General features: G+C 63.2%; 19 protein-coding genes and 2 pseudogenes. 9 read left to right on the top strand and 12 right to left on the bottom strand.

What is annotated here, in order from left to right; genetic code table 11:
- Positions 1–75 precede the first annotated feature (75 nt).
- From ACFXS9_RS23145 to ACFXS9_RS23135, 3 genes are all read right to left on the bottom strand, one after another.
- Positions 76–690, bottom strand: coding sequence for a DUF1254 domain-containing protein (locus tag ACFXS9_RS23145; RefSeq protein ID WP_392692322.1), 615 nt, complete (start codon positions 688–690; stop codon positions 76–78).
- Complete coding sequence (locus ACFXS9_RS23140) at positions 687–1265, bottom strand: DUF1214 domain-containing protein (RefSeq protein ID WP_028348906.1); 579 nt, start codon at positions 1263–1265, stop codon at positions 687–689. The genes ACFXS9_RS23145 and ACFXS9_RS23140 overlap by 4 nt, the downstream gene beginning before the upstream one ends.
- Positions 1266–1417: 152 nt before the next feature.
- Entirely contained in the window at positions 1418–3703 is a 2286-nt protein-coding gene (locus tag ACFXS9_RS23135; protein WP_392692319.1) for a transglycosylase domain-containing protein, read from the bottom strand.
- A 275-nt stretch (positions 3704–3978) separates the two neighbouring features.
- On the opposite strand from ACFXS9_RS23135, the gene ACFXS9_RS23130 reads away from it, so the two are divergent.
- Together ACFXS9_RS23130 and ACFXS9_RS23125 are read left to right on the top strand one after the other, a co-directional pair.
- On the top strand, positions 3979–4494 hold the full coding sequence (locus ACFXS9_RS23130) for a YcgN family cysteine cluster protein (protein WP_392692316.1): 516 nt from the start codon (positions 3979–3981) through the stop codon (positions 4492–4494).
- Between the two features lie 161 nt (positions 4495–4655).
- The gene (locus tag ACFXS9_RS23125) at positions 4656–6230 is read left to right on the top strand and encodes an MDR family MFS transporter (protein WP_392692313.1); all 1575 of its coding nucleotides are present in this window, start codon (positions 4656–4658) and stop codon (positions 6228–6230) included.
- A 5-nt stretch (positions 6231–6235) separates the two neighbouring features.
- Here the strand turns inward: ACFXS9_RS23125 and ACFXS9_RS23120 are convergent, their stop codons facing one another.
- The 5 genes and pseudogenes from ACFXS9_RS23120 to ACFXS9_RS23100 form a co-directional block, all read right to left on the bottom strand.
- Positions 6236–7483 carry an adenylate/guanylate cyclase domain-containing protein gene (locus tag ACFXS9_RS23120; protein ID WP_392692310.1) on the bottom strand — a complete coding sequence of 416 codons (1248 nt, stop codon included), beginning with the start codon at positions 7481–7483 and terminating at the stop codon, positions 6236–6238.
- A pseudogene (locus ACFXS9_RS23115) lies at positions 7480–7870 on the bottom strand (response regulator). The gene ACFXS9_RS23120 and the pseudogene ACFXS9_RS23115 overlap by 4 nt, the downstream one beginning before the upstream one ends.
- The gene (locus ACFXS9_RS23110) at positions 7867–11538 is read right to left on the bottom strand and encodes a GAF domain-containing protein (protein ID WP_392692307.1); all 3672 of its coding nucleotides are present in this window, start codon (positions 11536–11538) and stop codon (positions 7867–7869) included. Before ACFXS9_RS23110 ends, ACFXS9_RS23115 begins: the two are co-directional and overlap by 4 nt.
- 165 nt (positions 11539–11703) lie before the next feature.
- A complete protein-coding gene (locus tag ACFXS9_RS23105; RefSeq protein ID WP_392692305.1) occupies positions 11704–12417 on the bottom strand; it encodes a type 1 glutamine amidotransferase in 714 nt (237 codons plus the stop codon).
- Positions 12418–12449: 32 nt separating this feature from the next.
- Positions 12450–14024, bottom strand: a pseudogene (locus ACFXS9_RS23100) (thiamine pyrophosphate-binding protein); the annotation flags it as partial.
- Between the two features lie 451 nt (positions 14025–14475).
- Between ACFXS9_RS23100 and ACFXS9_RS23095 the strand changes: the two are divergent.
- The gene (locus ACFXS9_RS23095; RefSeq protein ID WP_392692302.1) at positions 14476–16068 is read left to right on the top strand and encodes a porin; all 1593 of its coding nucleotides are present in this window, start codon (positions 14476–14478) and stop codon (positions 16066–16068) included.
- A gap of 62 nt (positions 16069–16130) precedes the next feature.
- Here the strand turns inward: ACFXS9_RS23095 and ACFXS9_RS23090 are convergent, their stop codons facing one another.
- The gene (locus tag ACFXS9_RS23090) at positions 16131–16298 is read right to left on the bottom strand and encodes a hypothetical protein (RefSeq protein ID WP_392692300.1); all 168 of its coding nucleotides are present in this window, start codon (positions 16296–16298) and stop codon (positions 16131–16133) included.
- A gap of 216 nt (positions 16299–16514) precedes the next feature.
- On the opposite strand from ACFXS9_RS23090, the gene ACFXS9_RS23085 reads away from it, so the two are divergent.
- Entirely contained in the window at positions 16515–16679 is a 165-nt protein-coding gene (locus ACFXS9_RS23085; protein ID WP_392692297.1) for a Flp family type IVb pilin, read from the top strand.
- 22 nt (positions 16680–16701) lie between these two features.
- The gene (locus ACFXS9_RS23080; RefSeq protein WP_392692295.1) at positions 16702–16905 is read left to right on the top strand and encodes a hypothetical protein; all 204 of its coding nucleotides are present in this window, start codon (positions 16702–16704) and stop codon (positions 16903–16905) included.
- 8 nt (positions 16906–16913) lie between these two features.
- On the opposite strand, the gene ACFXS9_RS23075 is transcribed toward ACFXS9_RS23080, so the two are convergent.
- Positions 16914–17150 carry a hypothetical protein gene (locus ACFXS9_RS23075; protein ID WP_057848135.1) on the bottom strand — a complete coding sequence of 79 codons (237 nt, stop codon included), beginning with the start codon at positions 17148–17150 and terminating at the stop codon, positions 16914–16916.
- Between the two features lie 40 nt (positions 17151–17190).
- On the bottom strand, positions 17191–18168 hold the full coding sequence (locus ACFXS9_RS23070) for a Ku protein (RefSeq protein WP_392692291.1): 978 nt from the start codon (positions 18166–18168) through the stop codon (positions 17191–17193).
- A 264-nt stretch (positions 18169–18432) separates the two neighbouring features.
- Between ACFXS9_RS23070 and ACFXS9_RS23065 the strand changes: the two genes are divergently transcribed.
- The 4 genes from ACFXS9_RS23065 (at position 18433) to ACFXS9_RS23050 (ending at position 22583) form a co-directional block, all read left to right on the top strand.
- Positions 18433–18585, top strand: a complete 153-nt coding sequence (locus tag ACFXS9_RS23065; RefSeq protein WP_176722012.1) for a hypothetical protein — start codon at positions 18433–18435, stop codon at positions 18583–18585.
- Positions 18586–18868: 283 nt separating this feature from the next.
- On the top strand, positions 18869–19540 hold the full coding sequence (locus ACFXS9_RS23060) for a response regulator transcription factor (protein ID WP_392692288.1): 672 nt from the start codon (positions 18869–18871) through the stop codon (positions 19538–19540).
- A gap of 97 nt (positions 19541–19637) precedes the next feature.
- The gene (locus ACFXS9_RS23055; RefSeq protein ID WP_392692285.1) at positions 19638–21011 is read left to right on the top strand and encodes an ATP-binding protein; all 1374 of its coding nucleotides are present in this window, start codon (positions 19638–19640) and stop codon (positions 21009–21011) included.
- Between the two features lie 162 nt (positions 21012–21173).
- Positions 21174–22583, top strand: a complete 1410-nt coding sequence (locus ACFXS9_RS23050; RefSeq protein WP_392692282.1) for a hypothetical protein — start codon at positions 21174–21176, stop codon at positions 22581–22583.
- A gap of 21 nt (positions 22584–22604) precedes the next feature.
- Here the strand turns inward: ACFXS9_RS23050 and mntR are convergent, their stop codons facing one another.
- Positions 22605–23093 (bottom strand): manganese-binding transcriptional regulator MntR, encoded by a 489-nt coding sequence (gene mntR, locus ACFXS9_RS23045; protein WP_392699970.1) that lies wholly within the window; start codon positions 23091–23093, stop codon positions 22605–22607.
- Positions 23094–23322: the final 229 nt, after the last annotated feature.

Below are 23322 nucleotides of genomic sequence, written 5' to 3'. Positions count from 1 at the left end.
GCGTCCGGGACACGAGATCGTTAGCTTCGCGCGAATGGCGATCTCGACTCCAACCCATCCCGCTAGAGGCCGTGATCAGCGCTTGGACCGTGGCGCAGGGGCAGGCGCGGGCGGCGCTGGTTCGGGTTGCTTGGCCGGTGGAGGCTCGACCTCCGTGGTGCAACGCGACGCCGCGAGCGCGGCTTGCGCCTGCGGCATCAGGCCGGGCTCCGGCGCCAGGGCCTTGAGCACGATCAGGCCTGTCGTGGTGGGAGAGTCGATGATCAGCCGGTCGGCGGCGGTGATTTCCTCATCCTCCGGCAATTCGCCGTGTTGCTCCTCCGTCATCAGATCGAGCTCGATCACCTTGCGGCCGGCCGAGCGGTCGTTGATGGCGTAGTAGGCGACCTCGTTGCGGGTATAGAACGACACCGACGTATAGGCCTGACTGACCGGCACCGTCAGCTTGAGCGGTCCCCCGGAGAGGTCGTAGCGGCAGATCGCGACCGCGAAGGCCGGGTCCATGAACGGCATCGGCGCGTTGTTCGGTTCGGCGAGCGGCAGCGCCGTGACGGCGTTCTCTTTGGTCATCGGCGTCAGCCGCGAATAGGCGTCTTGCGTCGCGATGCGCGGCAGTGCCAGGACGCTGACGAGATGCACCACGCCGCCCAGCAGCACGCCTGCGATGATGGTGAATGCCAGCCGGATCATGGGCAGTTCACCGTGGTGATGGCGGGCATCGGCGCGTCGCGCTGCGTACGCGTCGCAACGCCGACCGGCGTATCGTAAAGCCGCAGCATCAGCGCGTAGCGCTCGATGCCGCCAGTCGGCAGCCAGTTGCCGGCCCGCGAGCGCGCCGCCACCCGGATCTCGAACCCGCCGTCGGAGCCGCGGACGATTTCCTGGCTGGTGAAGCCGTAGCGTTGCAGCGAATTGGCGACCAGATGCCCCTTGCGGTCGAACAGCGTCAGCGTCCAGAACCGGGCCGCCGGCGTCACCCCGCTGACGATTACGTCGCAGCGCCCGTCGAGCGGCTTATTCTTGTCGTCGGTGGTGGCCGTGAAGGCGATGCCGTCGCCGGTGCCAACGGGTAATTCGCCGCTGCGGGCGATCGAGGCGCGCGAATAGGGATCGATTTCGGAACTGCCGGCCTTGGGCCGTGCGGTCCAGGCGCCGATCGTGAGCGTGCCGAGATCGGTGCCGCGCGTCGCCGTCAGGTAGGTCGAGCCGAGACCCACGGCCGTGGCAAGCGCCAATGCCAGCAAGGTGATGAAGATCAGCCGCACAGGCCAGTGCTCCGAAATCTCACGGCATCAGATTCCGCTTGAACCGGCTTCATCCGAAACCTGAAGCGCTTCTCTTGTTTCGAACATGTCGGGTCGGACGCTTCGCATCTGTTCCGAGGAACGCCGGTTAAGATTCTGCCGGATCATGCCTTTTAATTCTTCCGCTCCGCCGGCGCGGCCCGCTCGCCAGCGGCTGCGACATAGTTCTCTGGAAACGCCAGCGCGCCCGACGTGACCGGCTTGGAGGGCTGCTTCTGGTCGTTGGACGAGGTCTTGCCCGCGGTCCTGCCGGCCTCGTCGAGCAGTTTCTCGACGCGGACCAGAATATCCGCGCCGCGCTTGGTCAATACCGGCGGCGGCCCCGGCTTGGTCTCCGGCGCCCGTGCCGCGCCGTTGGCCGCGGCGCTGGCGGATTGGGCGGGCTGGGGTTGCTTCGTGCCCATGCCGAAGCCTGGGATTTCCTTCACCTCGACGCCCTGATGCGCGACGACCATGATGTCGTGCCAGGTTTGCGCGGGAAGCGAGCCGCCGGTCATGCGGTTGGTGGGCGAGTAGTCGTCGTTGCCGTACCAGACCGCGCAGGTGAAATTGCCAGTGAAACCGACGAACCAGGCGTCGCGATAGGCGTTGGTGGTGCCGGTCTTGCCCGCGGTCGGGATGCCGTCGATCGCGGCGCGGCGGGCGGTGCCTTCGCTGACGACATGGCTCATCATTTCCGACATGTCGGCGGCGACGGAGGCGGGAATGGCTTGCACCGGCTTCCTGCCGTCGCGGTCGAAGCGCCAGACCGGGTCGCCGGCGCCGGTGCGTACTTCCAGCACCGCATGAGGTTTCACCGCCTTGCCCTTGTTCGGGAAGGTCGCATAGGCGACCGCGTGTTCGAGCACGGTGACCTCATCGGAGCCGATCGGCATCGAGGGCGTATCGGGCAGGGGCGCCGTGAGGCCGAACCGGCGTGCCACCTCGGTAATCTTGGCGCGCCCGGCCTTGGCCGGGTTCTGCACCTTGCCGCCGAGCGCAATCGACAGCTTCACCGGCACGACGTTGATCGAGCGGGTGATCGCCTGGGTCAGCGTCACCGAGCCGGAATAGTTGTGGCCATAGTTCTGCGGGCACCAGTTTCCGATGCAGACCGGGCCGTCGACCACGATCGAGGTCGGCTTATAGCCGTTCATGAGCGCCGTGGCATAGACATAGGGCTTGAATGATGAGCCCGGCTGCCGGTAGGCGTCGGTCGCGCGGTTGAATTGGCTCGCGCCATAATCGCGTCCGCCCACCATGGCGCGGACGCCGCCGTCGAGGTCGGCAACCACGACGGATGCCTGCGTCGCATGGTAGTCGCGGCCGAACTGGCGGAGCTGATTTTCGACCGTTTCCTCGGCGGCGCGCTGCACGTTCATGTCGATCGAGGTACGGACCACGAAGACGCGCTCGGTGTAGGACTTCGGGAAGGTATCGACCAGCCTGCGCATTTCCTCAAAGGCGTAGTCGAGATAGTAGTTCGGCGAGTTCTCGTCGCGGCGATCGACGGCGAAGGCCGGGTTGCGCCGGGCGCCGAACACCTGGCCTTCGGTCATGAAGCCGGCATCGACGAGGTTGTCGAGCACGATGTTGGCGCGGGCGCGGGCGGCGGGCAGGTTGATGTGCGGGGCGTATTTGGTCGGCGCCTTGAACAGCCCGGCCAGCATCGCCGATTCCGCCAGAGTGACGTCGCGCGCCGACTTGTTGAAGTAGAAATGCGCCGCGCCGTCGACGCCGAACGTGCCGCCGCCCATATAGGCGCGGTCCAGATATAGCTTCAGGATTTCGTTCTTGGTCAGCCGCGTCTCGAGCCAAATCGCAAGGAAAGCTTCCTTCACCTTGCGCTCGATGGTGCGCTCGTTGCTGAGGAACAGGTTCTTCGCCAATTGCTGCGTGATCGAAGAACCGCCCTGGCGCACACCGCCGGCCTGCGCGTTGGTCACGAGCGCGCGCGCGGTGCCGGGGATGTCGATGCCGAAATGGTCATAGAAGCGGCGGTCTTCGGTCGCCAGCGTCGCCTTGATCAGATTGTCCGGAAAATCTTCCAGAGGGATCGAGTCGTTATGTTTGATGCCTCGGTTGCCGATCGGATTGCCGTAGCGGTCGAGGAACTGCACCGCGAGATCGGATTTCTTCAGCCAGTCGTCATCGGAGGTTTCACGAAACGCAGGGATCGCCAGCGCCAGCATCACGATCAGCCCGCCAAGGCCGATCGTGGCGGCTTCCGAAAACGGTTCGATAAACACCCAGCGCTTCCAGCGGCCGACATAGAAGCGGTCCATGAAGGTGGAGTAGCGCTCGTACAGCTCGCGCAGGCCCTTGCCCGACGAGAACAGCGTCGAGTCGATACGCGCATCCAGATCCAGAAGGAAGTTCCGGATCTTCTGCTGCAAGTCTGGAGGTACGATCTGGCGCACCGGGACCCTTGATCTGTTCTAGTCGCGCCCGGCGGAGCCGGTCGAGACGTCTTGCTTGGATGTTGCGGCAAACCCAAGGCGCTTTTACGTCCTCGGGGACTCGCCATTGTTCTATCCGAGCGGGGGCTATAAACCAATGCTCTCGCTCACCATTTTGACGGTCAGCCCTAACGCTGCCGTTGGCTTTTGGCTCCGTAGTGAGCCCTGCTTGCGCCCCCGTCGCCGGACCTCCTAGATGGGCCGCAGCCGACCGACCCGAGAAAACGATTGATTGCATGACCGCGCCGCGCAAATCGCCTTCCGGCCAGGAGGGTTTCTTCTGGAAAACCAAGACGTTGGAGGAGATGTCCAGCGTCGAATGGGAAAGCCTGTGCGACGGTTGCGCGCGCTGCTGCCTGGAAAAGCTCGAAGACGAGGATACCGGCAAAATCTACTTTACCCATGTTTCCTGCAAACTGCTCGATTCCGGCCTGTGCACCTGCAAGGATTACCAGAACCGTTCCGACAAGGTTCCGGATTGTGTCCGCCTGACGCCCGAGAACGTCCGCACCCTGAGCTGGCTACCGCCGAGCTGCGGCTACAAGCTGGTCGCCGAGGGACGCGATCTCTATTGGTGGCATCCGCTGATCTCGGGCGATCCCAATACCGTGCATGAAGCCGGCGTTTCGGTGCGCGGGCGGGTCCAGGGCACCGAGGATGAGATCCCCGACGAAGACCTCGAGGACCACATCGTGCAATGGCCGGCCTTGTTGCCGAAGCGGGCGCGGCTCAAGAAGCGGCCCAAAGCCTGAATCGCCCGTCCTGATCGATCACGGAAACGCGACGATATTCTCGCGGGATGCACCCATGCGCGCGAGGCGCTGCCCCGAGAGCAATTTGCCCTCTAAGGTGCTGGCTATATGGCGAATCCATCTCGGCGGCTTTGGTCGCGCAGAACAATATTACGTCCGACATGAACCAGCACCAGCGGCAGGGCCGTGAACCTGCCGACCAGACGACATTGCCCGACGATATCGGCGACGAGCTCTCGCGCATCACGACAGAGGTCATTGAGGTCAGCGATGCGCCACCGATCGCGCCGCCCGCGCCGCTGACCCCGGATGAGGTCCGCACCATCCTGATGAGCCTGCTGCTGACGATGTTCCTGGCAGCGCTCGACCAGACCATCGTGGCGACGGCGCTGCCGACCATCGGCCGCCAGTTCAACGACGTCAGCAATCTGTCCTGGGTCATCACCGCCTATCTCCTGGCCTCGACCGCGGTTGCACCCGTGTTCGGCACGCTGAGCGACATCTACGGCCGCCGCGTCATGATCACGGTTTCGCTTGCCCTGTTCACGGTCGGCTCGATTCTTTGCGCGGTGGCGCCCAACATGCCGGTATTGATCGTTGCGCGCGGCCTGCAGGGGCTTGGCGGCGGCGGCATCATGCCGGTCGTGCAGACCGTGATCTCCGACGTCGTGAGTCCACGCGAGCGCGGCAAGTATCAGGCCTATTTCAGCGGCGTCTGGATGGCGGCTGGGCTGATGGGCCCGGTGCTCGGCGGCGTGTTCGCCGAGCATCTGCACTGGTCGATGATCTTCTGGATCAACGTGCCGCTTGCGGTCGGCGCGATGTTTCTGCTGCTGCCGAAGATGGGCAAGATCCCGGTGTTCCACCGCCGCCGCAAGGTCGACTGGCTCGGTGGCGTGCTGCTGATGGCGTCTGCCGTCGTGGTCATGCTGGTGCTCACCTGGGGTGGCAATCGTTATGCCTGGCTGTCGCCCGCGATCATGGCGATGATCGGCGCCTCGGCGGCGCTGGCGCTCGCCTTTGTCTGGCACGCGCGCAATGCCGAAGAGCCGTTCCTGCCGCTGCCGCTACTCGGCGGAACAGTGGCGCCATACGCCATGGTGGCCGGCGCCTGCGCGCTCGGCGCCATCACCGGGCTGACCGTGCATCTGCCGCTGTATTACGAGGTCGTCTATCATCTGACCGCGAGCGAAGCGGGGCTTGCGCTGATCCCGCTGGCCGCGATCTCCACCTGTGGTGCCGCGATCGCCGGACGGACAATGGCGCGCGCCAAGCACTACAAGCGCGTGGCCATCGTGGGCACTTCGGCGGCGGCGATCTTCGGTATGGTGCTTACCGTGGCGACGCTGCCGCTGTGGGCTTTGCTGATCGTCCTGTCGCTGTTCGCGCTCGGGCTCGGCACGACGTTCCCGGTCAGCGTGGTCTCGCTGCAGAACTCGGTGGCGCGCCCGCAGATCGGCACCGTCACAGGTGCGATGAATTTCTTCCGCGCGCTGATGTCGTCGTTCACGGTCGCTGCCTTCAGCGCGATCCTCTTGATGGCGCTCGGCGCCGGCATCTCCCTCGGCGAACACCGCGGACCGGCGAACGCGATCCCCGTCGCCGACATGATCACCGCGTTCCGCTATGTGTTCGGCGCCGCCGCCGCGCTCTTGGCCTGCGCCGCGCTTTGCATCATCGCGATGGAGGAGCGGCCGCTGGCCGGCCCCTCGACGCCGGCGGAGATGGCGGAGTAGGGCGTCTATTCCAGTTGCATGCGGACGCCCTTCGCGCCGTTGAGCAGCCGCTTTAGGTGAAAGTTGGCCAGAGGATCCTCGGCGTGCGAGCCGACAAGTGCAGCAAAGGCCGGCATTGCATTGCCATCACCGGCCTCAAGCTTGGCGAAAGCTTCGCCATACTGCGATGTTGCCGGCGCCCCGAAACTCGCTGCCGACAAGGGTTCGTAAGCGCGCAATGGTTCGCTGCGCCCACGCAGCATGAGATCGCCGACCGGTCGGCCCCTGAAATTCTCCACCGCGTTTGCAATGGTCGCGCTGACGCAGATCCGGGTGCCGAGAAACTTGTTCGCTGCTTCAAGCCTCGCCGCCGTGTTGATGGCGTCGCCGTAAGCAGTGTAATCAAAGAAGCGGCCGCCCCCGAAATTGCCGACCAGTGCGGGACCGGCGTGAACGCCGATGCGGGTGGCGCCGAAATTCACGCCTCTCGCCTTCCACCGTTCGCGAAACGCCTCCCCCCATGCGTCGAGCTCCCGCGCGCAGGCGACTGCGCGCGTCGCATAGTCGGGCTGGTCGCTGGGCGCATTGAACAGTACCTCGATCGCGTCGCCGATCACCTTTGCCACGGTCCCCTCATGCGCGAAGACGACGTCGGTCATTCCGGCCACATATTCGTTGAGCAGTTCCCCAAGGAGTTCGGGCGCGGCAGTCTCCACGAGCGAGGTGAAGCCGGTTATGTCGGTGAAGATGACCGCAACGTCGCGCCAGGTCACCTCTGTGCTGTCGCCCACGCTAGACGCAAGCCGCTTGGCGAGCTCGGGCGAGAAATAGCGGGAGAGCGAAGCATGGGCGCGCTCGGCTTCCGCCTGACGGCGACGTGCCTCGCGCAGCACTTCGATGTGCCGCAGGGTCTTGTCGATCGTCGCTTCGAGATCGGCGAAATCGATTGGCTTGGTCAGGAAATCGAATGCGCCGCGATTCATCGCGGTGCGGATGTTGCTCATGTCGCCGTAAGCCGACACGATAATGGTAGATTTCTTGTCCTCGGATTCTTGCAGCTTGGCGAGCAGCGACAAGCCGTCCATTCGTGGCATGTTGATGTCGGCGACCACCAAGTCGACGTGCGGATGCTCTTCTAGCGACTGCAACGCCTCGAGCCCGTCACGCGCAAACATGAAGCTGACCAAACCCTCGCGAACCTGCCGTCGGAATTTCTGAAGGACCAGCGCCTCCAGATCCGGCTCATCATCGACCACGAGGATTGTTGCGGTCATGCGGCTTGCTCGAGCCTGGCATCGATCTTCTGACGCAGCGTCACGAAGTCGATCGGTTTGGTCAGAAGGTCAGTTGCGCCGTTCTCGAGCGCCTTGCGCCTGGTGTCGGCATCGCCATAGGCTGTGATCATGATGACCGGTACCTCGGGCCGCATTTCCTTGATCTTCGGCAGCATTTCCAGCCCCGTCATGCCGGGCATGTTGATGTCGGACAGGACCAGGATTAGCGAATGCTCGATGGTCGAGCCGACGCGCGCCAGCGCATCCGGCGCGGAATTGGCGAAGTCCATGACGAGATCGCTGCGCGCGCAGATCGCGGCGGAATTGCTGGCGGAACAACGCTTCCACGTCGGGCTCATCATCCACAACCAGAACCAGAACACTCACGGCCGTCCTCTAGATTCTTCTGCAAAATTACTTGTTCGCGGCAACACGATGCGGAATTCGGTGAAATGACCTTGTTCAGTATCCACGTCAATTGTGCCGCCATGTTGTTTCACGATGATTTCGTGGCTCATCGATAGTCCCAACCCGGTCCCTTCACCGGCCGGCTTGGTGGTGAAGAAGGGGTTGAACATCTTCTCCTTCACCTCGGGCGGAATGCCCGTGCCGTTGTCGCGGATGCGGATTTCGACGGCATCGCCGAGGTTTCTGGTGCTGGCCCGCAGCGTCGGTTCAAAGCCAGGCTCGCCGCCTTCCTTCCGGCGCTTGGTTACGGCGTAGAATCCGTTGGAGACCAGGTTGAGGAACACCCGCGTAATCTCCTGCGGAAACACGTCGATCTGGCCCGCGGCTGCATCGAAGTCGCGCTCCAGCGTCACATTGAAGCCGGGCTTCTCGGCGCGGGCGCCGTGATAGGCGAGGTTGAGGCTCTCGTCGATCAGCGCATTGATGTCGGACGGCCTGTGCTCGCCGCCGCCCTCGCGCGAATGCAGCAGCATGTTTTTGACGATCGAGTCCGCACGTTTGCCGTGCAGCACCACCCTTTCCAGATTGTCCTTCAGAAGCCCCGTCAGCTCATCGACTTCCGCGCGGACTTTTTCGGCGATCTCGGTCGGCTTGAGGACATCATTCAGCTCCTCGGTCAATTCGGCTGAGAGGGCGGCGAAATTGTTGACGAAGTTGAGCGGGTTCTTGATCTCGTGGGCGATTCCCGCAGTGAGCTGGCCGAGCGAAGCGAGTTTTTCGGTTTGCACCAAGCGGTCCTGCGCGGCACGCAACTCGTGGAGCGATTGCGAGAGATCGTCGGTTCGCTGCCGCAGCTCCTTGAGCAGCCGCGTGTTTTCGATCGCAATGACCGCCTGGTTGGCAAAACCGGTCAGCAGTGCGATCTGTTTCTCATTGAACGGCATGACTTCCCGGCGGTAGATTCCGATCGTGCCGACCAGTTCGCTGTCCTTGAGCATCGGAACAACGAGAATGGTTCGTGCACCTGCAAGATCGACAAGGTGCCGGGTCGGCGGGTCACCCTCGGCATACAGCGCGGAAGCACTGAGATCAGGTGTATGTGCGACCTGCTTGGTCCGCACGATTTGCCCGAGGATACCATCAGGCCGTACGCGGAAGCTATCTTTCCTCGCCGACAGGAATTCCGGCGGGACATTGTGGAAAGCGACGGTACGAAAATTGTCATTCTCGCGGAGATTCATGAGCCCGAACTGCGCACCGCAAATGCGGGTCGCATTCTCCAACATACTTTGGAATACCGGTTCCAGATCGCCTGCTGATCGACTGATGACACCAAGCACTTCGGACGTCGCCGTCTGCTGCTCCAGGGATTCGGACAGCTCCCGCGTACGCTGCTGCACCTCCTCAAATAGCCGAACATTGCCGATGGCGATCACGGCTTGGTCGGCGAAGGTCTGCAGCAGGCTGATCTGTTTGTCGGTAAATGGGTGCACCTCCGTACGCCTGAGCAGGATCGCGCCGATGCTTTCGTTCTCGCGCAGCAGCGGCGCGCTCAAAATGCTGCGAATGCCTACGCTTCGCGACAGCTCTCGCGCTTCCGGAAACTCGGCGCCGTCCTCCGAAAACACGTCGCTCACGTGTATCGGCATCTTGTCCACAACCGAGCGTCCGGCGACATAGTCACGGTTAATCGCGCGCTTCTCGCCAAAAATGACCGGTATTGGGCCATGATGTGCTTTGTAACCCAGGTGATCGCCTTCTTTCAGATAAACGATAGCATCATTGGCGTCGCAAAGCTCGCAGGCACTCTCGACAATGGCATCGAGCACCGGCCCGACGTCGGTTGGCGAGGAGGCGATGACGCGCAGGATATTGGCGCCGCCGGTCTGGTAGGTGAGGGCTTCCGAGAGATCGCGGGTGCGCTGCTGGACCTCGTTGAACAAACGCACATTCTCGATCGCGATCACGGCCTGGTCGGCGAAGGTGGCGACGAGATCGATTTGCTGCTGCGTGAACGGCTCGACCCGCCTGCGGGCCAGTACGATCACCCCGATCGGTTCGTTCTCGCGTAACAACGGCACGCCGAGCGTCGTCCGCTGGCCGGCCAGCGTGGTCGTTTGATGCAGTGTGTATTCGGGATCAGCCACGACATCCTCGATCTGAACTGGACGCCTCTCGAGCACGGCGCGGCCGGTAACCGTGCCGCGGTCGACGGCCAGCGGATGATTCGTGAGGAAGTCGATATAGGCCTCAGTGTAACCGACGGCGGCTCCCGCCCGATATTCGTCGCCTACGCGGCGCATGATGAAGGCCATATCCGCATCGCAGAGCTGCGCGGCTGAATTCACCAGCGTGTCGAGCACCGGCTGCAGGTCGAAGGTGGAGCGGCTGATGGTCTTGAGCACGTCGCCGACCGCCGTCTGCTGCCGCAAGGACTCGCTAAGATCATTGGTCCGCTGCTGCACCTCGTTGAACAGCCCAACATTCTTGATCGCGATTACCGCCTGGTCGGCGAACATCTGCAGCAAGCGAGTATGTTGTTCGCCGAACGGGCCGGGCGTGACGCGGGTCACGGTGATGATACCGATCGCCGCGCCGTCATTCATCAGTGGTGTGAAAAGCATGCTGCGATAGCCGCGGGCGCGCGCGATGTCGCGCGCCGCCGGTTCGAGATCGGTATCGGGCAGTTCCACCGGCGCGCCCTCGCGCGTGAGCTGGTAGGGCGGAAACTCGGCGAGCGGGACCGGGAACGAGGATTGCAGCACAGCATCGCCCTGCGCGTCGGTCGGCGTGAAGGCAGCCAGATGAATCCTTCCGTCGCTGTAGCGGAACACAGCCGCCGAGAAGCCGCCGATCAGGTGGTTGGCACTGTGCGCGATCGCATCGAACACCGGCTGCACGTCGGAGGGCGAGGAGGCGATCACCTTCAAGATATCGGCGGTGACGGTCTGCCGCTCCAGCGCTTCCTTTGTCTCGTTGAACAGCCGTGTATTCTCGATCGCGATCACGGCCTGGTCGGCGAACGTCTGCAGCAACTGGACGTGATGAGGCGCGAAGGCGCCGGGCTCGGCGCGGGTGACGCTGATGATGCCAACCGGCGTGCCCTGGTTCATCAGAGGGGTGAACAGCACACTGCGAAAGCCGCGCAGCCGCGCCAACTCCTTGTTAGCGGGGGGCACGTCATCGGCCTCGGTGTCCGGGAACTGGATCGTTTCCCCGTTGCGGACCAGCGCAAATATGGGGAATTCGGCCAGACGCCGCGGGAATGACGATTGCAGCGCTTCGTCGGCTTTTGGATCCGTCGGCGTGTAGGCCACAAGATGCAGTTCGTCGCCGATGAAGCGCAGCACCGTCGTCGAGAAGGCGTCGAGCAGTGTCTTGGCGCTCGACGCGATCGCCTCGAACACCGGCTGCACGTCCGACGGTGAGCTAGCGATCACCTTGAGGATGTCGGAGGTCGCAGTCTGCCGCTCCCGGGTCGAACCCAACTCGCGTCGCAGATCTGCATTCTCGATTTCGAGCTCGAGCTGGCGCGCCTTTGCCTCGTCGCGCTCAGCGCGGGTAGATTCGAGGCGCGACTCCATATCGACGATGGCTGTTTCCAACTCATCGATCGCGACCGACATGTCTTCGGGAAGCGTCGCCATTCCAACAATCCACGCTCAGAGCGCGGGCAGGGCCAAATAGGCCTCTTGCCCTGGTTCCATCGGATTATTTCATCCCGGAGGCGTTAGAGCCAGCGCCGCCGGCCGTCTTCAGGCAACCTTTCTGCGTTGAAAGCCGAGCGGCAGGGTGTCCGCGGATCGCCCCGCTCACGTCACCCGGGGCGTGAGGAAGCGCGTGATTGCGCTACCGAGCCTTGCGCTTTCCAGCGGCTCGGCGAGCGAGCGCTTTGCGGCTGCGACAAGGCTGTCAGGCGCATCGCCCTTGCGCGCCATTTCGCAGCAGGCCAGCGCGAAGCCGACGGAGAATTCCGGATGCGGCTGTACCGAGAGCGTGGTGCCGCCGGCATAGAGCAGCCCGGCATGCGGCGTGAAATCCGAAGACAGGATGGTTTTGGTGCCGGCCGGTGGCGTGACGACCTGATCCTGGTGCGAGCAGGCGAGCGCGATACGCTGGCCCTCGATCAGGCCATTGCTTGGTGCGACGTCGTAGACATGCCGCCCGATGCCCCAGCCTTTCTCCGACTTGCGTACCGTGCCGCCCAACGCTTGCGCGATCAATTGATGGCCGAAGCAGACGCCGACCATCGGCACCTGCTTGTCGTGGGCCATGCGCACGAATTCCTCGAGCGGGGTGATCCAGTCGAAGGGGTCATAGACGCCGGCCGAGGAACCGGTGATGAGAATCGCCTCCAGTTCTTCGATATCCGGCAGCGGCTCGCCGGCGGAAATGGAGACGGTATTGAAAATGACGGTAGCGTCGGCGGCGCCGATCATCCGCTCGAACATCTGCGGATACGATCCGTGGAGTTCGCGATTTTTGGGGCTGACGAGCCCGATTTCAATGATGGTAATGCGCGGCATCGGTGACTGCCTGGTCGGTTGCTTCGGCCTCAGGTCCCGGGCCTCGAAACCTCGGTCTCCTTGCTGGTGATGAATTCCAACAGCACCGGGACGCCTTCCTGCGTCTTCTGGATACCGCGCTTGATGGCGGGGATGATGTCTTCCGGTTTCGTCACCCGCTCGCCATAGCCGCCGAACGCGCGCGCCATCGCGGCGTAGTCGCCGGAAATGTCGGTGGAGCGGTATTTCTCGGTCGAGATCGGCATCACCTTCAATTCGATCGCCATGGAAAAATTGTTCAAGAGGATCGACATGATCGGGATGCGTTCGCGCACCGCGGTCTCGAAATCCATGCCGGTGAAGCCGATCGCGGCATCGCCCCAGACGTTGATGCAGAGCTTGTCGGGTTTTGCCAGCTTGGCGCCCATCGCAAGGCCAAGGCCGTAGCCGAGCTGCGTGGTCTTGCCCCAGCCGATATAGGACAAAGGCTCGACCGATTTCCAGAACGGCGAAAGCTGGTCGCGCGGGCTGCCGGCGTCGTGAGTGATGATGGTGTTGTTGATGTCGACGGTGTGCTGCAGGTCCCACAATACGCGATAGGGGCTCAGGGGCGCCTCGTTATGCGTCAGCTTCGGCATCCATTTCGCCAGCCATTCCTTGTGAGAGGCGGCGATCTCGGCGGCGACCCCGGTTGCGTCCCGATCGGACGTAACGGTCTTGCCGATCTCTTCCAGCAAGGCATCGAGCACCAGGGCAGCATCGCCGACCAGGCCGATTTTGGCCTCGACATCCTTGTTGAGATGGTTCGGATCGAGCGTGGAATGAATGATGGTCTTGCCCTTCGGCATGGCGATGCCGAATGACGTCTCGGTGAACGAGCAGCCGATGCCGAAGATCACGTCGGCGTCGCCCAAAATTTTGGCACCGCGCGCGGCACGGCGAGGCCGCCCGAGCCCAGCGATAGCGGATGCGTCTCCGGAAACGACGACTTGCCGCCGAGGCTGGTCGTGACGGGAATGGCGAGGCGCTCGGCCAGCCGTCTGAGCTGCGGCCAGGCCTTTGCGTAATGCACGCCCTGACCGGCATAGATCACCGGACGCTTCGCTGCGACGAGCAGGGCCGCCGCTTCCTTTACATGCAGGGGATCCGCGCCGTAACGGGTGCGCAGCACCGGTGTGTAGTTGAGAGGCTCCGGCACTTCCTCGTTCCACATGTCGGCCGGGATTTCAACAATGACCGGTCCCCCGCGGCCGTTCTTCAGTTTGGTGAACGCTCTCCGGAAGATGTTGCAGACTTCCGCCGCGATGTTGATCGGCTCGGACGACTTCGAGAACGCCTTCATCGCCTGGCTGGAATTGAAGTTCGGATCGATATTGGCGAGTCTTCGCGCGTAGCCCATCGGCAGCACCAGCACGGGGACGGATTCGCCGTAGCATTGCGCCACGCCGCCCATCGCGTTCTCGGCGCCGGGCCCGTGCTGCATGCAGAACGCGCCGATCGAACGGCCCGAGGTGACGCGCGAGATCGCATCCGCCATGTGAACGCCGATGCGTTCCTGCCGCACCATCACCGGGCGGATATCGGCATTGGCAGCATATTCGATGAGATGATTGACCGGATAGCCGCAGAGGATTTCGATTCCCTCGCGCTTCATGATTTCTGCGATGGCGGCGCCGAGCTTCATGACGGTCTTCTCCCCTCGATACGGGCCGGTTCGGTCCAGCCGATTTGCGACAGTTGGACAGGATTTTCCGACCCGGTAAAGCGCGGACGGCGCGTGCGTTCGGAAGTGCTGATATGCGTTTTGCCGCTCAAGCCAAAAGGGACGCCAACCGCGGGAGAATATTCTTGCTATGAGCGCCTGAGCTGCAGGTGAAAGCGGATCGCTTTTACCCGGCTCGACGCTGCTGCGTTGCGAAAACGTCACAGCCGCCGGCCAACTGAAGCGGCTTCACGGCCTTGTCATTCTCGCTGGAGATTTTTGCACTAGGTGTGTGCGCATGCATTTGCATGAAGCGCGGGGCATCGCGGGACACAATTTGCATAGGTCGCGGGGCATCGCGAGCAGGAGATATAACAATGAAAACAGCGCGAACTTTAATTCTAAGCTCGGCGGCGGGGCTGGTCGCCCTGGGCGGCGCACAGGCGGCCGACCTTCCGGTCAAGGCCAAGGCAGTCGAATATGTCAGGGTCTGTTCGCTTTACGGCGCCGGCTTCTTCTATATCCCAGGCACCGACACCTGCATCAAGATCGGCGGCTATCTGCGTGCGGACGTCACCTTCAACGGCGGCGCGCACGGCGCTCCGGCCTGGAGCAGCGACCTTGGCCAGCAAAACCGCTACCGCGATTACTTCGTCGCCCGCTCCCGTATGGCGCTGACGATCGATACCCGCACCGCGACCGAGTACGGCGTGGTCCGCACCTTCGGCCAGGGCGACTTCCAGTTCAACAATTTCGGCAGCTCCAATCCGACCACGCTCTCGGCGTTTCCGGGCGGAGCGGCGAACGCGCTGTCCATCCCTGGCGGCGGCTACGTCGCGGTTGAATATCTCTTCATCCAGTTCGCCGGCTTCACCTTCGGTAAGTCCGCATCAGCCTATGCCACGCCGTGGCAGGGTTTCCCGGGGAATATTAACTCCTCCTTGCTCGGCGGTCAGAACACCGACACCGGCGTCAACAACATCCAGTACACCGCCGAGTTCGGCAACGGCGTATCGGGCTCGATCGGTCTCGACGACCCGACCGTATGGAATCGCACCGCCGTCTACAATCTGAGCATCCCCAGCGCGATCGGCGCCAACGGCACCGGATCGAATGCCTATGCCGGCACGCACGCTCCGGACATCGTCGGCAGAATCCGGGTGGACCAGGCCTGGGGTCTGTTCCAGTTGTCGGCGGCCGCGCATGAAGTGAGCGGTTCGTACAACACGCTCGGCGCGGGCGCCGTCCCGACCGCGTTTTCCGAAATCAGCGGCCACCCCGAGAGCAAGTGGGGCGGCGCGGTGATGGCGGCGTTGCAGATCAAGAACATTCCGACCGGTGCAGGCGACGATATCAAGCTCGACGTATCCTACGCCAAGGGCGCCACCAAGTACGTCATCGCCACCAGCGGCACCTCGCCCAACTTTGCGATGTTCGGCGATAGCGGCTTCGGCTACCAGAGCGTGGGCTTCGGCGCGACCACCGATGGCGTCTACTTCCCGGGTGCGGCCGGTACCGGCGGTATCGCTTTGACGACGGCCTGGGGCGTTCGCGGCGCGTTCAATCACAACTGGAATCCGTACTGGTCGACCAGCTTGTTCGGCAGCTACTCTTCCGTCAGGTATGATGGCGGAGCCGACGACAACCTGCTGGGTGCGGGGACCACGACGGCCAAGGGCGCTTATTGCAACGCCTTTGCCGCCAGCCATGGGGGGCAGACCGGTGTTGCCTCCGCGGCTGGCACCTACAGTTGCAACCCCGACTTCAACGTCTCGCAGCTCGGCGTCGTCACCCGCTGGACCCCGGTCAAGAACCTGACCTTCTCGGGCGAAGTCCAGTGGTTCCATCTCGACCAGAAGATGTCGGGCTCCTCGGTGTTCACGGCGACCGCTCCGAAGCCGAACGCGCTCTACGAGTTCAAGGATCAGGACACCGTCCTGCTCCAGTTCCGCGCCCAGCGCAACTTCTGAGAACGATCCATGGGCCGGGCTCTTGCCCGGTCCCTTGTTCAACGCCGTGGCGGGCGGGGTGACTATCTCGCTTTGCTGCGGCGGCTGAGCATCGCTGCAATCAGGTCGAGTACCTGATCCAGGATAGGGTAATTCGCGGCCGCCGAGATGTCGGCGGCGCGCTGCTCCTCGGTCTCGTCGTGCAAGAGACCGATGTAATTCCCTTCCGCTTCGCGCTTCTGCGCAATCATGTGCGCTCACTCCGCAAGACGCCGATCGGGCGAGGGTGACTGGCCGGCACACAATCGATGGTAAATTTTCCGTACCGTAGGATTCCGGGACGGAATTCCTCGTCGCCCTTAATCGATCGTTCATTCTGTTCCGCAAGGCCTCTTCAACCGTTCCGACCTAGAGTTTAGGCAGTATGGCGCGGGAGAATTTCGGGGAGCGTCGACAGGAGTTTGTCCATGCGTCGAATACTGGAACGATTTGTCGGCGATGAACGCGGCGCTACCGCCATCGAGTATTGCCTGATTGCGGCCGGCATCAGCATCGTGATCGTCAGCGCCGTCAACGGCATCGGCACCACGCTCAGCACGAAATTCAGCGACGTCAGCACCTCGCTCAAATAGCGGCAAGGCCGCACGGACACACATGCCGGAACTGCTATTTGGGCCGCTGTTGGTGTCCTGGTGGCCAACAATTCTGGCCTATGGCCAGCAAAATCCGTGGCGCGTGTTCTTCGTGATATTGGTCGCAGCCTTGTTGATCGATTGGATGGTCAACGACCGGTCGTCTGGTGGTTGCGATGGCGGGTTGGACTTTGGCAGCGGGGACGGGGACGGCGGCGGGGATTGAAACCGGCGCTACTTGTCTTTTGGGTCCGCATTGAGGGCCCGCAGCATCGCGATCCGCGCGAACATCAGCCAGCCGCCGCCGGTCTCGGCCGCGTTGATCAGATTCTCCACCGCGACCTGCCAGTGCGCCTCGTGCTGCACTTCCTCCGGCAATGCCATGACATAGTCGGCGGCCTGCTGCAGCGTAGCGAGCTTACGGCCGCCGCGAAGCGGTATGGGATCATCGAACGGGGTCGACCACGGCATCGCGCGCTAGATGGTTCTATCTATCGCGCTCCTTGCCCGATTATCCGGCCTTCTTGGTCCGGGCGGCGGTACGCACCGGCTTTTCCGCCTTCTTCGGCGCTTCCTTCGCCGTTTCCTTCGCCGTTTCCTTGGCGGCGCGCTTTCCGCTACCGCTGATCGGCAACAGCATCTCGCGCTGGCCCGCGGCGGCCTTCTTCGGCTTCTTGCCCTTGGCCTTGGCGGCGGCAGGGGTGCCGTCTTTCTCGCTGGCGATGCTGCGCTTCAGCGCGTCCATCAGGTTGATGACGTTGCCGCTGGTCTTCGGCGCCGCCTTGGCCTTCGTGCTCAGGCCGTTGCGCTTCTGGTTGATCAGATCGATCAGCGCCTGCTCGTAGCGGTCCTCGAACTGCTCGGGCTCGAATGAGGCGGATTTCTGCTCGACGATATGCTTTGCCAGATCAAGCATATCCTTGGTGATCTTCACGTCCTGGATATCGTCGAAATATTCCTGCTCGTTGCGCACTTCATAGGGGTAACGCAGCAGCGTTCCCATCAGCCCCTTCTCAAGCGGCTCCAGCGCGATGATGTGCTCGCGGTTGGTCAGCACCACGCGGCCGATCGCGACCTTGTCCATGCTGCGGATTGTTTCACGGATCACCGCAAACGCATCGTGGCCGACCTTGCCGTCCGGCACGAGATAATAGGGGCGGATCAGATAGCGGCCGTCGATATCGGATTTCGGAACGAATTCGTCGATCTCGATGGTGCGGGTCGATTCCAGCGCGATGTCGTCAAGCTCGTCCTTCGACACTTCGATGTAGGTGTCGGTATCGATCTTGTAGCCCTTCATGATGTCTTCGCTGGCGACTTCCTCGCCGGTCTCGGCGTCGACCTTGGCGTATTTGATGCGGTGGCCGGTCTTCCGGTTGATCTGGTTGAACGAGACCTTCTCGGTGTCCGAGGTCGCCGGATAGAGGGCGACAGGACAGGTCACGAGCGACAGGCGCAGAAAACCCTTCCAATTGGCGCGGGGGGCCATGGGCTACTCCGAAAAAATACGCAACAGACGAACGGGAAGGATACCACCGGATCACCCCGTCTCAAACACGCCGGGCTACGGAATCTCGGAACGGCGTTAACCTTCGAGGGGGCCGTTCTGCGGCGGCGGGCCTGCGACCTTTTGAACATGGCGGCCGCGCGGCACGGCCCAATACCCGGAACATCACTTTCGATCATGCGTTGCTTTCGCAGGCGATGTCGGAGCATTCGCTGACATTACAGGCACTTACTTGAAGAGGTCCCCATGGCAACGAAACGACATGGCCAGATCGTCGAAACCCCGACCGAGGCGCGCCAAGCCGAGCCCGGTCCGTCCGTGCTTGCACTCCTGACGGTATCGACCGGGCTCGCGATTCTGATCCTTGGCATCGTCTGGTTCATATTCTTCCGCACGTAAGGGATTGAGCGAGGCTGCGCGACCAGGGTGTTTATCCGCGCGGCTGGGCCGTGGGCCCTGCTTTTCGGGAGCCGTTGCCATAAGCAACCTGCCGAGCCCCCTTGGGGCATCCGATCGGGCATGTTAGGCGTTGGGGCCTACGGTTTGCGGGCGCGCCCGGGCCCGCGGAAAAGCGTCATGACGAAAAAGTCGCACTGCCCGGTGTGCCTCGTTCATGGCCCGTTCACCCCGCTGAGCCTCATCATGAGAACTGATATTGTAGGGCTCACTATTGGAGGCCAGCTTGCGCCTGCTTGTTGTTGAGGACGATCCGGATCTCAACCGTCAGCTTACGACGGCTTTGACGGATGCCGGTTATGTGGTTGATCGCGCGTTCGACGGCGAGGAGGGGCACTATCTGGGCGACAGCGAGCCCTATGACGCCGTCGTGCTCGACATTGGGCTGCCGAAGATGGACGGCATCTCGGTCCTGGAGGCGTGGCGCCGCAACGGCCGCGCCATGCCGGTCCTGATCCTCACCGCGCGCGACCGCTGGAGCGACAAGGTGCAGGGGTTTGATGCCGGCGCCGACGACTATGTCGCAAAGCCGTTTCACCTCGAAGAAGTGCTGGCGCGCATTCGCGCGCTGCTGCGCCGCTCCACCGGCCACGCCCAGTCGGAACTGACCTGCGGCCCGGTCTCGCTGGATACCCGCACCGGGCGGGTCAGCGTCTCAGGCAATCCGGTCAAGATGACCTCGCACGAATACCGGCTGCTGGCCTATCTGATGCATCACACCGGGCGCGTGGTGTCGCGCACCGAACTAGTCGAGCATCTCTATGACCAGGACTTCGACCGCGACTCCAACACCATCGAGGTGTTCGTCGGCCGCATCCGCAAGAAGCTCGACGTCGACATCATCCAGACCGTGCGTGGGCTCGGCTATCTCTTGACGCCGCCCTCATCGGGCGCCTGATGAGCCTTGCTCTTTTATTCGAGCATGATCTTATCCGAAGGCCCGTCTCCATCCGCAGGATTGGAGCCTGGGGTACGCTTTTCGGGATCTTGTTCTGATGCGCGGAAGTTCGCTCGCCACGCGGTTGTTCCTGTCGGCGACCGCGTGGGTGGTCGTGATCCTGGTCATCACCGGCGTGATCCTGTCATCGGTCTACCGGAACGCGACCGAGCGCGCCTTCGACCGCCGCCTCAACCTCTACCTCCGCACCCTGATCGCCGAAGTCGCAACGCCGGACGAGCCGCCTGACCAACAGTTCCAGTCGCTCGGCGAACCGCTGTTCGAACTGCCCTTGTCCGGCTGGTACTGGCAGATCGTCCGGACCGACGAAAAGGCCGAAACAAAGGCCTCGCGCTCGCTATGGGACAAGAAGCTGCCGAAGCTCGAGGATATCGGCGCGGAGTTGACGCCGGCCGGGATCCGTCTCGGTTACGTCGACGGTCCGGAGGGCCAGGATCTGAGGGTGGTCGAGCGGCCGGTCGACCTCGGCGCCGACGGCAAGTTTCTGGTCAGCGTGGCCGGCGACGCATCCGAGATTTTCGACGAAATCCGCGCCTTCGATTATTACCTCGGCGGCACCTTCGCAGCGCTCGGCATCGTGCTGCTCCTGACCACGATCTTCCAGGTCCGCTTCGGGCTGGCGCCGCTCAAACGCATTTCGGAATCGATCGCCGACATCCGTTCCGGACGCGCCGAACGGCTTGAGGGCCAATTTCCGGTCGAGATCGCGCCGCTGGCGCGCGAGACCAACGCGCTGATCGACGCCAACCGCGAGATCGTCGAGCGCGCCCGCACCCACGTCGGCAACCTTGCCCATGCAATCAAGACGCCGCTGTCGGTGATCGTCAACGAGGCCTCCGCCCACACGGTGGATCCCTTTGCGAACAAGGTTTTGGAGCAGGCTTTTGTGATGCGGGATCAGGTCGCGCATCACCTCGAGCGCGCACGCATCGCCGCGCGCGTCACCATCGTCGGCACCGTCACCGAGGTCGCGCCCGCCATCGAGGCGCTGCGGCGGACCATGGAAAAGATCCACCGGGATCGTGGCGTCAAGATCGCAGTCAAGGCGGACCCGCAGGCAAAGTTCCGCGGCGAGCGCCAGGATCTTGAGGAGATGGCCGGCAATCTGGTCGACAATGCCTGCAAGTGGGCGGCCTCGCAGGTATTCATCGAGGTGCGCGCGGAAGCGCCGGCCGAGCCCGGCACCGGGCCGCGGCTGCGGCTCATCGTCGATGACGATGGCCGCGGATTATCCGCTGCCGAGCGCGCGCAGGTATCCCGGCGCGGCCAGCGCCTGGACGAATCCAAGCCGGGCTCCGGGCTTGGGCTTTCGATCGTGGTCGATCTCGCCGGTCTCTATGGCGGTAGCCTTGTCCTGGGCGACGCCCCGATCGGCGGGCTGCGGGCAGAGCTGGTGTTGCCGGGGGTATGAACGCCTTATCGGGCTGAATTGCCTGGGATTGAAGGGGCGCCATCCGGCACTGCCCGGGGCGATTTCGTTATTCCTAAACGGCTTCTTAACGCGCACACTTCTAAAATCGGCGGTGGACGCGCTTTGCCGTCCGCGTGACACAAACATATCCACACCAGGCGAATGAGCCAGACATCGACAGAGCGGCTGAGGGACTATCTCGCCCAGCTCCCGCCTCAATCGCAGGCGCTGCTGATGCGGGAGTTCGAGCGCGCCATCGACCGTGGGGAAGACCTCGCCGTCGCCAATTTCGTGCTCGAGCAATTGCGCAAGGTCGTGCGCGGGACCGAGGAAGACGACGACGAGGCGCGTCCGCGCACCGACGATCCGGCGCGGCTGCTGTACGGTCCGCTCGAGCCATTTCTTGTCGAGGGCAATTTTCCGGTGCGCGCCGGGCAGGTCCGGCGCGCGTCGTTGCTGCCGGTCTGGCAATGGCTTGGCCGCGATGGCGCGCCCGAGGCCGTGCGCGCATTCGAAACGACACTCAGCGAAATCAGGCTGAGCGGCTCCACCGCAGGTCTCGGAGCCGCGACTCGTAAATTCCAGCTCGCCGCAGCCGAGGCGATCGTCAAGATCGCCACTCCGGTGCAGGGCGAGGACAGGCATCGTGCGCTCTCGCGCATTGGCTCGCCGAATGTAGTCGAGGATTTGCTGTCGATCGGCGCGGTGCTGCGGGCCCGTGAGGCGATGGAGACGCTCGGCAGCCGGCTTCCCGGCCAGATTCGGGTGCTGACGCCCTCCCAGCTCGAGACGGTGACGTCGGCGCTCAACGTGCCGTCGTTGCAGACGCCGCAATTGCTGCCGTTCGCGCTGTCGCTGATCATGCAGCGATTGGCGGCGCCGTGGCAGATCATCCGTCTCGCGGTCAAGATGGCGGCCTCCGACGACGAGATCCGCGTGGCGGCCACGCCCTACTGCATCGCCGTCACGATCGCGCTGCACGATCTCTCGTTTCTCACGGCCTGCCTGCGCACGGACATCAGGCGTGGCCATTTCGACAATGTTGGCGACCAACTGAAAATCCTGCACGATGGCGTGCGGGGCTTGCGCACCGAGCTCGATCTGCGCAACGATTCCGCGTGGGGCCGCCAGCTCACGTCGATCCGGGCCGATATTTCCAATTCGCTGCAGTCGGAGATCGAGAGCGTGCCCGGCCGGGTCCGCCGCATCCTGCGTCAGCGCGCCGACAAGGATATCGCTTCGGCGCCGAAGATCGACGCCGCGGAGGTCGAAGAGATCGCCGCCCTGATCGACTTCGTGGCGGTGTGCCGCACCTATGCCAGCGAACTCGCCATCAACGAAGTCACCCTGCGGACCTATTCCGATCTGCAGCATTACGTCGAGCATTCCACCGAGAGCCTGGTGCAGGCGCTGCGCGGCGCCGACACCAGGGCGCGTGCCTACCGGCAGATGCAGGCCAAGGCGGCGATCCGCTTCTGCGAAATCCTGTTCGGCCATGACTACGCGTCGCTGATGAGCCGGGCGGCCGAAAATGCCGTGACCGGCGAGCGTAAAGCGACCAAAGCCGGCTAGCGCCGCCTCTGATCTACCGCGTCATGACTTGCGTCGATCCTTGGCGCCGCGAAGAAATTCGGCGAAGGCCTTCAGCGACACATCGGAAACATGATGTTCGATGCCCTCGGCGTCGGCCTCCGCGGCTTCCTGCGGAACGCCGAGCGCCAACAAGACGTCGACCACCAGACGGTGACGGGCGCGGACGCGCTTGGCGAGGGTCTCACCCTTTTCGGTCAGGAACACCCCGCGGTAAGGGCGGGCCGTAACCAGGTCTTCGCGCTTCAACCGCGCAATGGTGTCGATCGCCGTCGGGTGCGATACGCCCAGCCTGCGGGCGATGTCGGTCGGGCGCGCCTCGCCGGTCGTGCCGAGCAGATCGGAGATCAATTCGACATAGTCTTCCAGAACCGCGGTCGATCGCGCCGATCGTGCCTTTCCGAAGCGGCGCGCCTGCGTTTGTTCCGCGGGCAGCGGCTGCATCGGTTTGGCCCGATTTGTCGAGGGCTTACGCACCACTGCACCTTCCAGGCGAATCCATCCAGACGAGGCGCGACCATGGCGTGCTGCCGACCACATTGCAAGTTGGCGGCTTGTCCCGGTCTGCAACAGGCGAGGCGCCTGGAATTGCGACTCGTTCGCAGCATCTTGACAGTTAACGGTCCAGCATTAACATGTAGCCTTACCTACGTTTTGGTGTTGCGGCTTATCAAGTGGCTGTTGCTGAAGCGCGATCGGTTGGGGATGAATATGCGCGCGA

It is taken from the genome of Bradyrhizobium sp. RDI18 (assembly GCF_043203335.1).
In the GTDB taxonomy this organism is placed as follows: domain Bacteria; phylum Pseudomonadota; class Alphaproteobacteria; order Rhizobiales; family Xanthobacteraceae; genus Bradyrhizobium; species Bradyrhizobium retamae.
The sequence above is the reverse complement of the archived record's forward strand: the minus strand, read 5'-3'. Positions and strand labels throughout refer to the sequence as shown.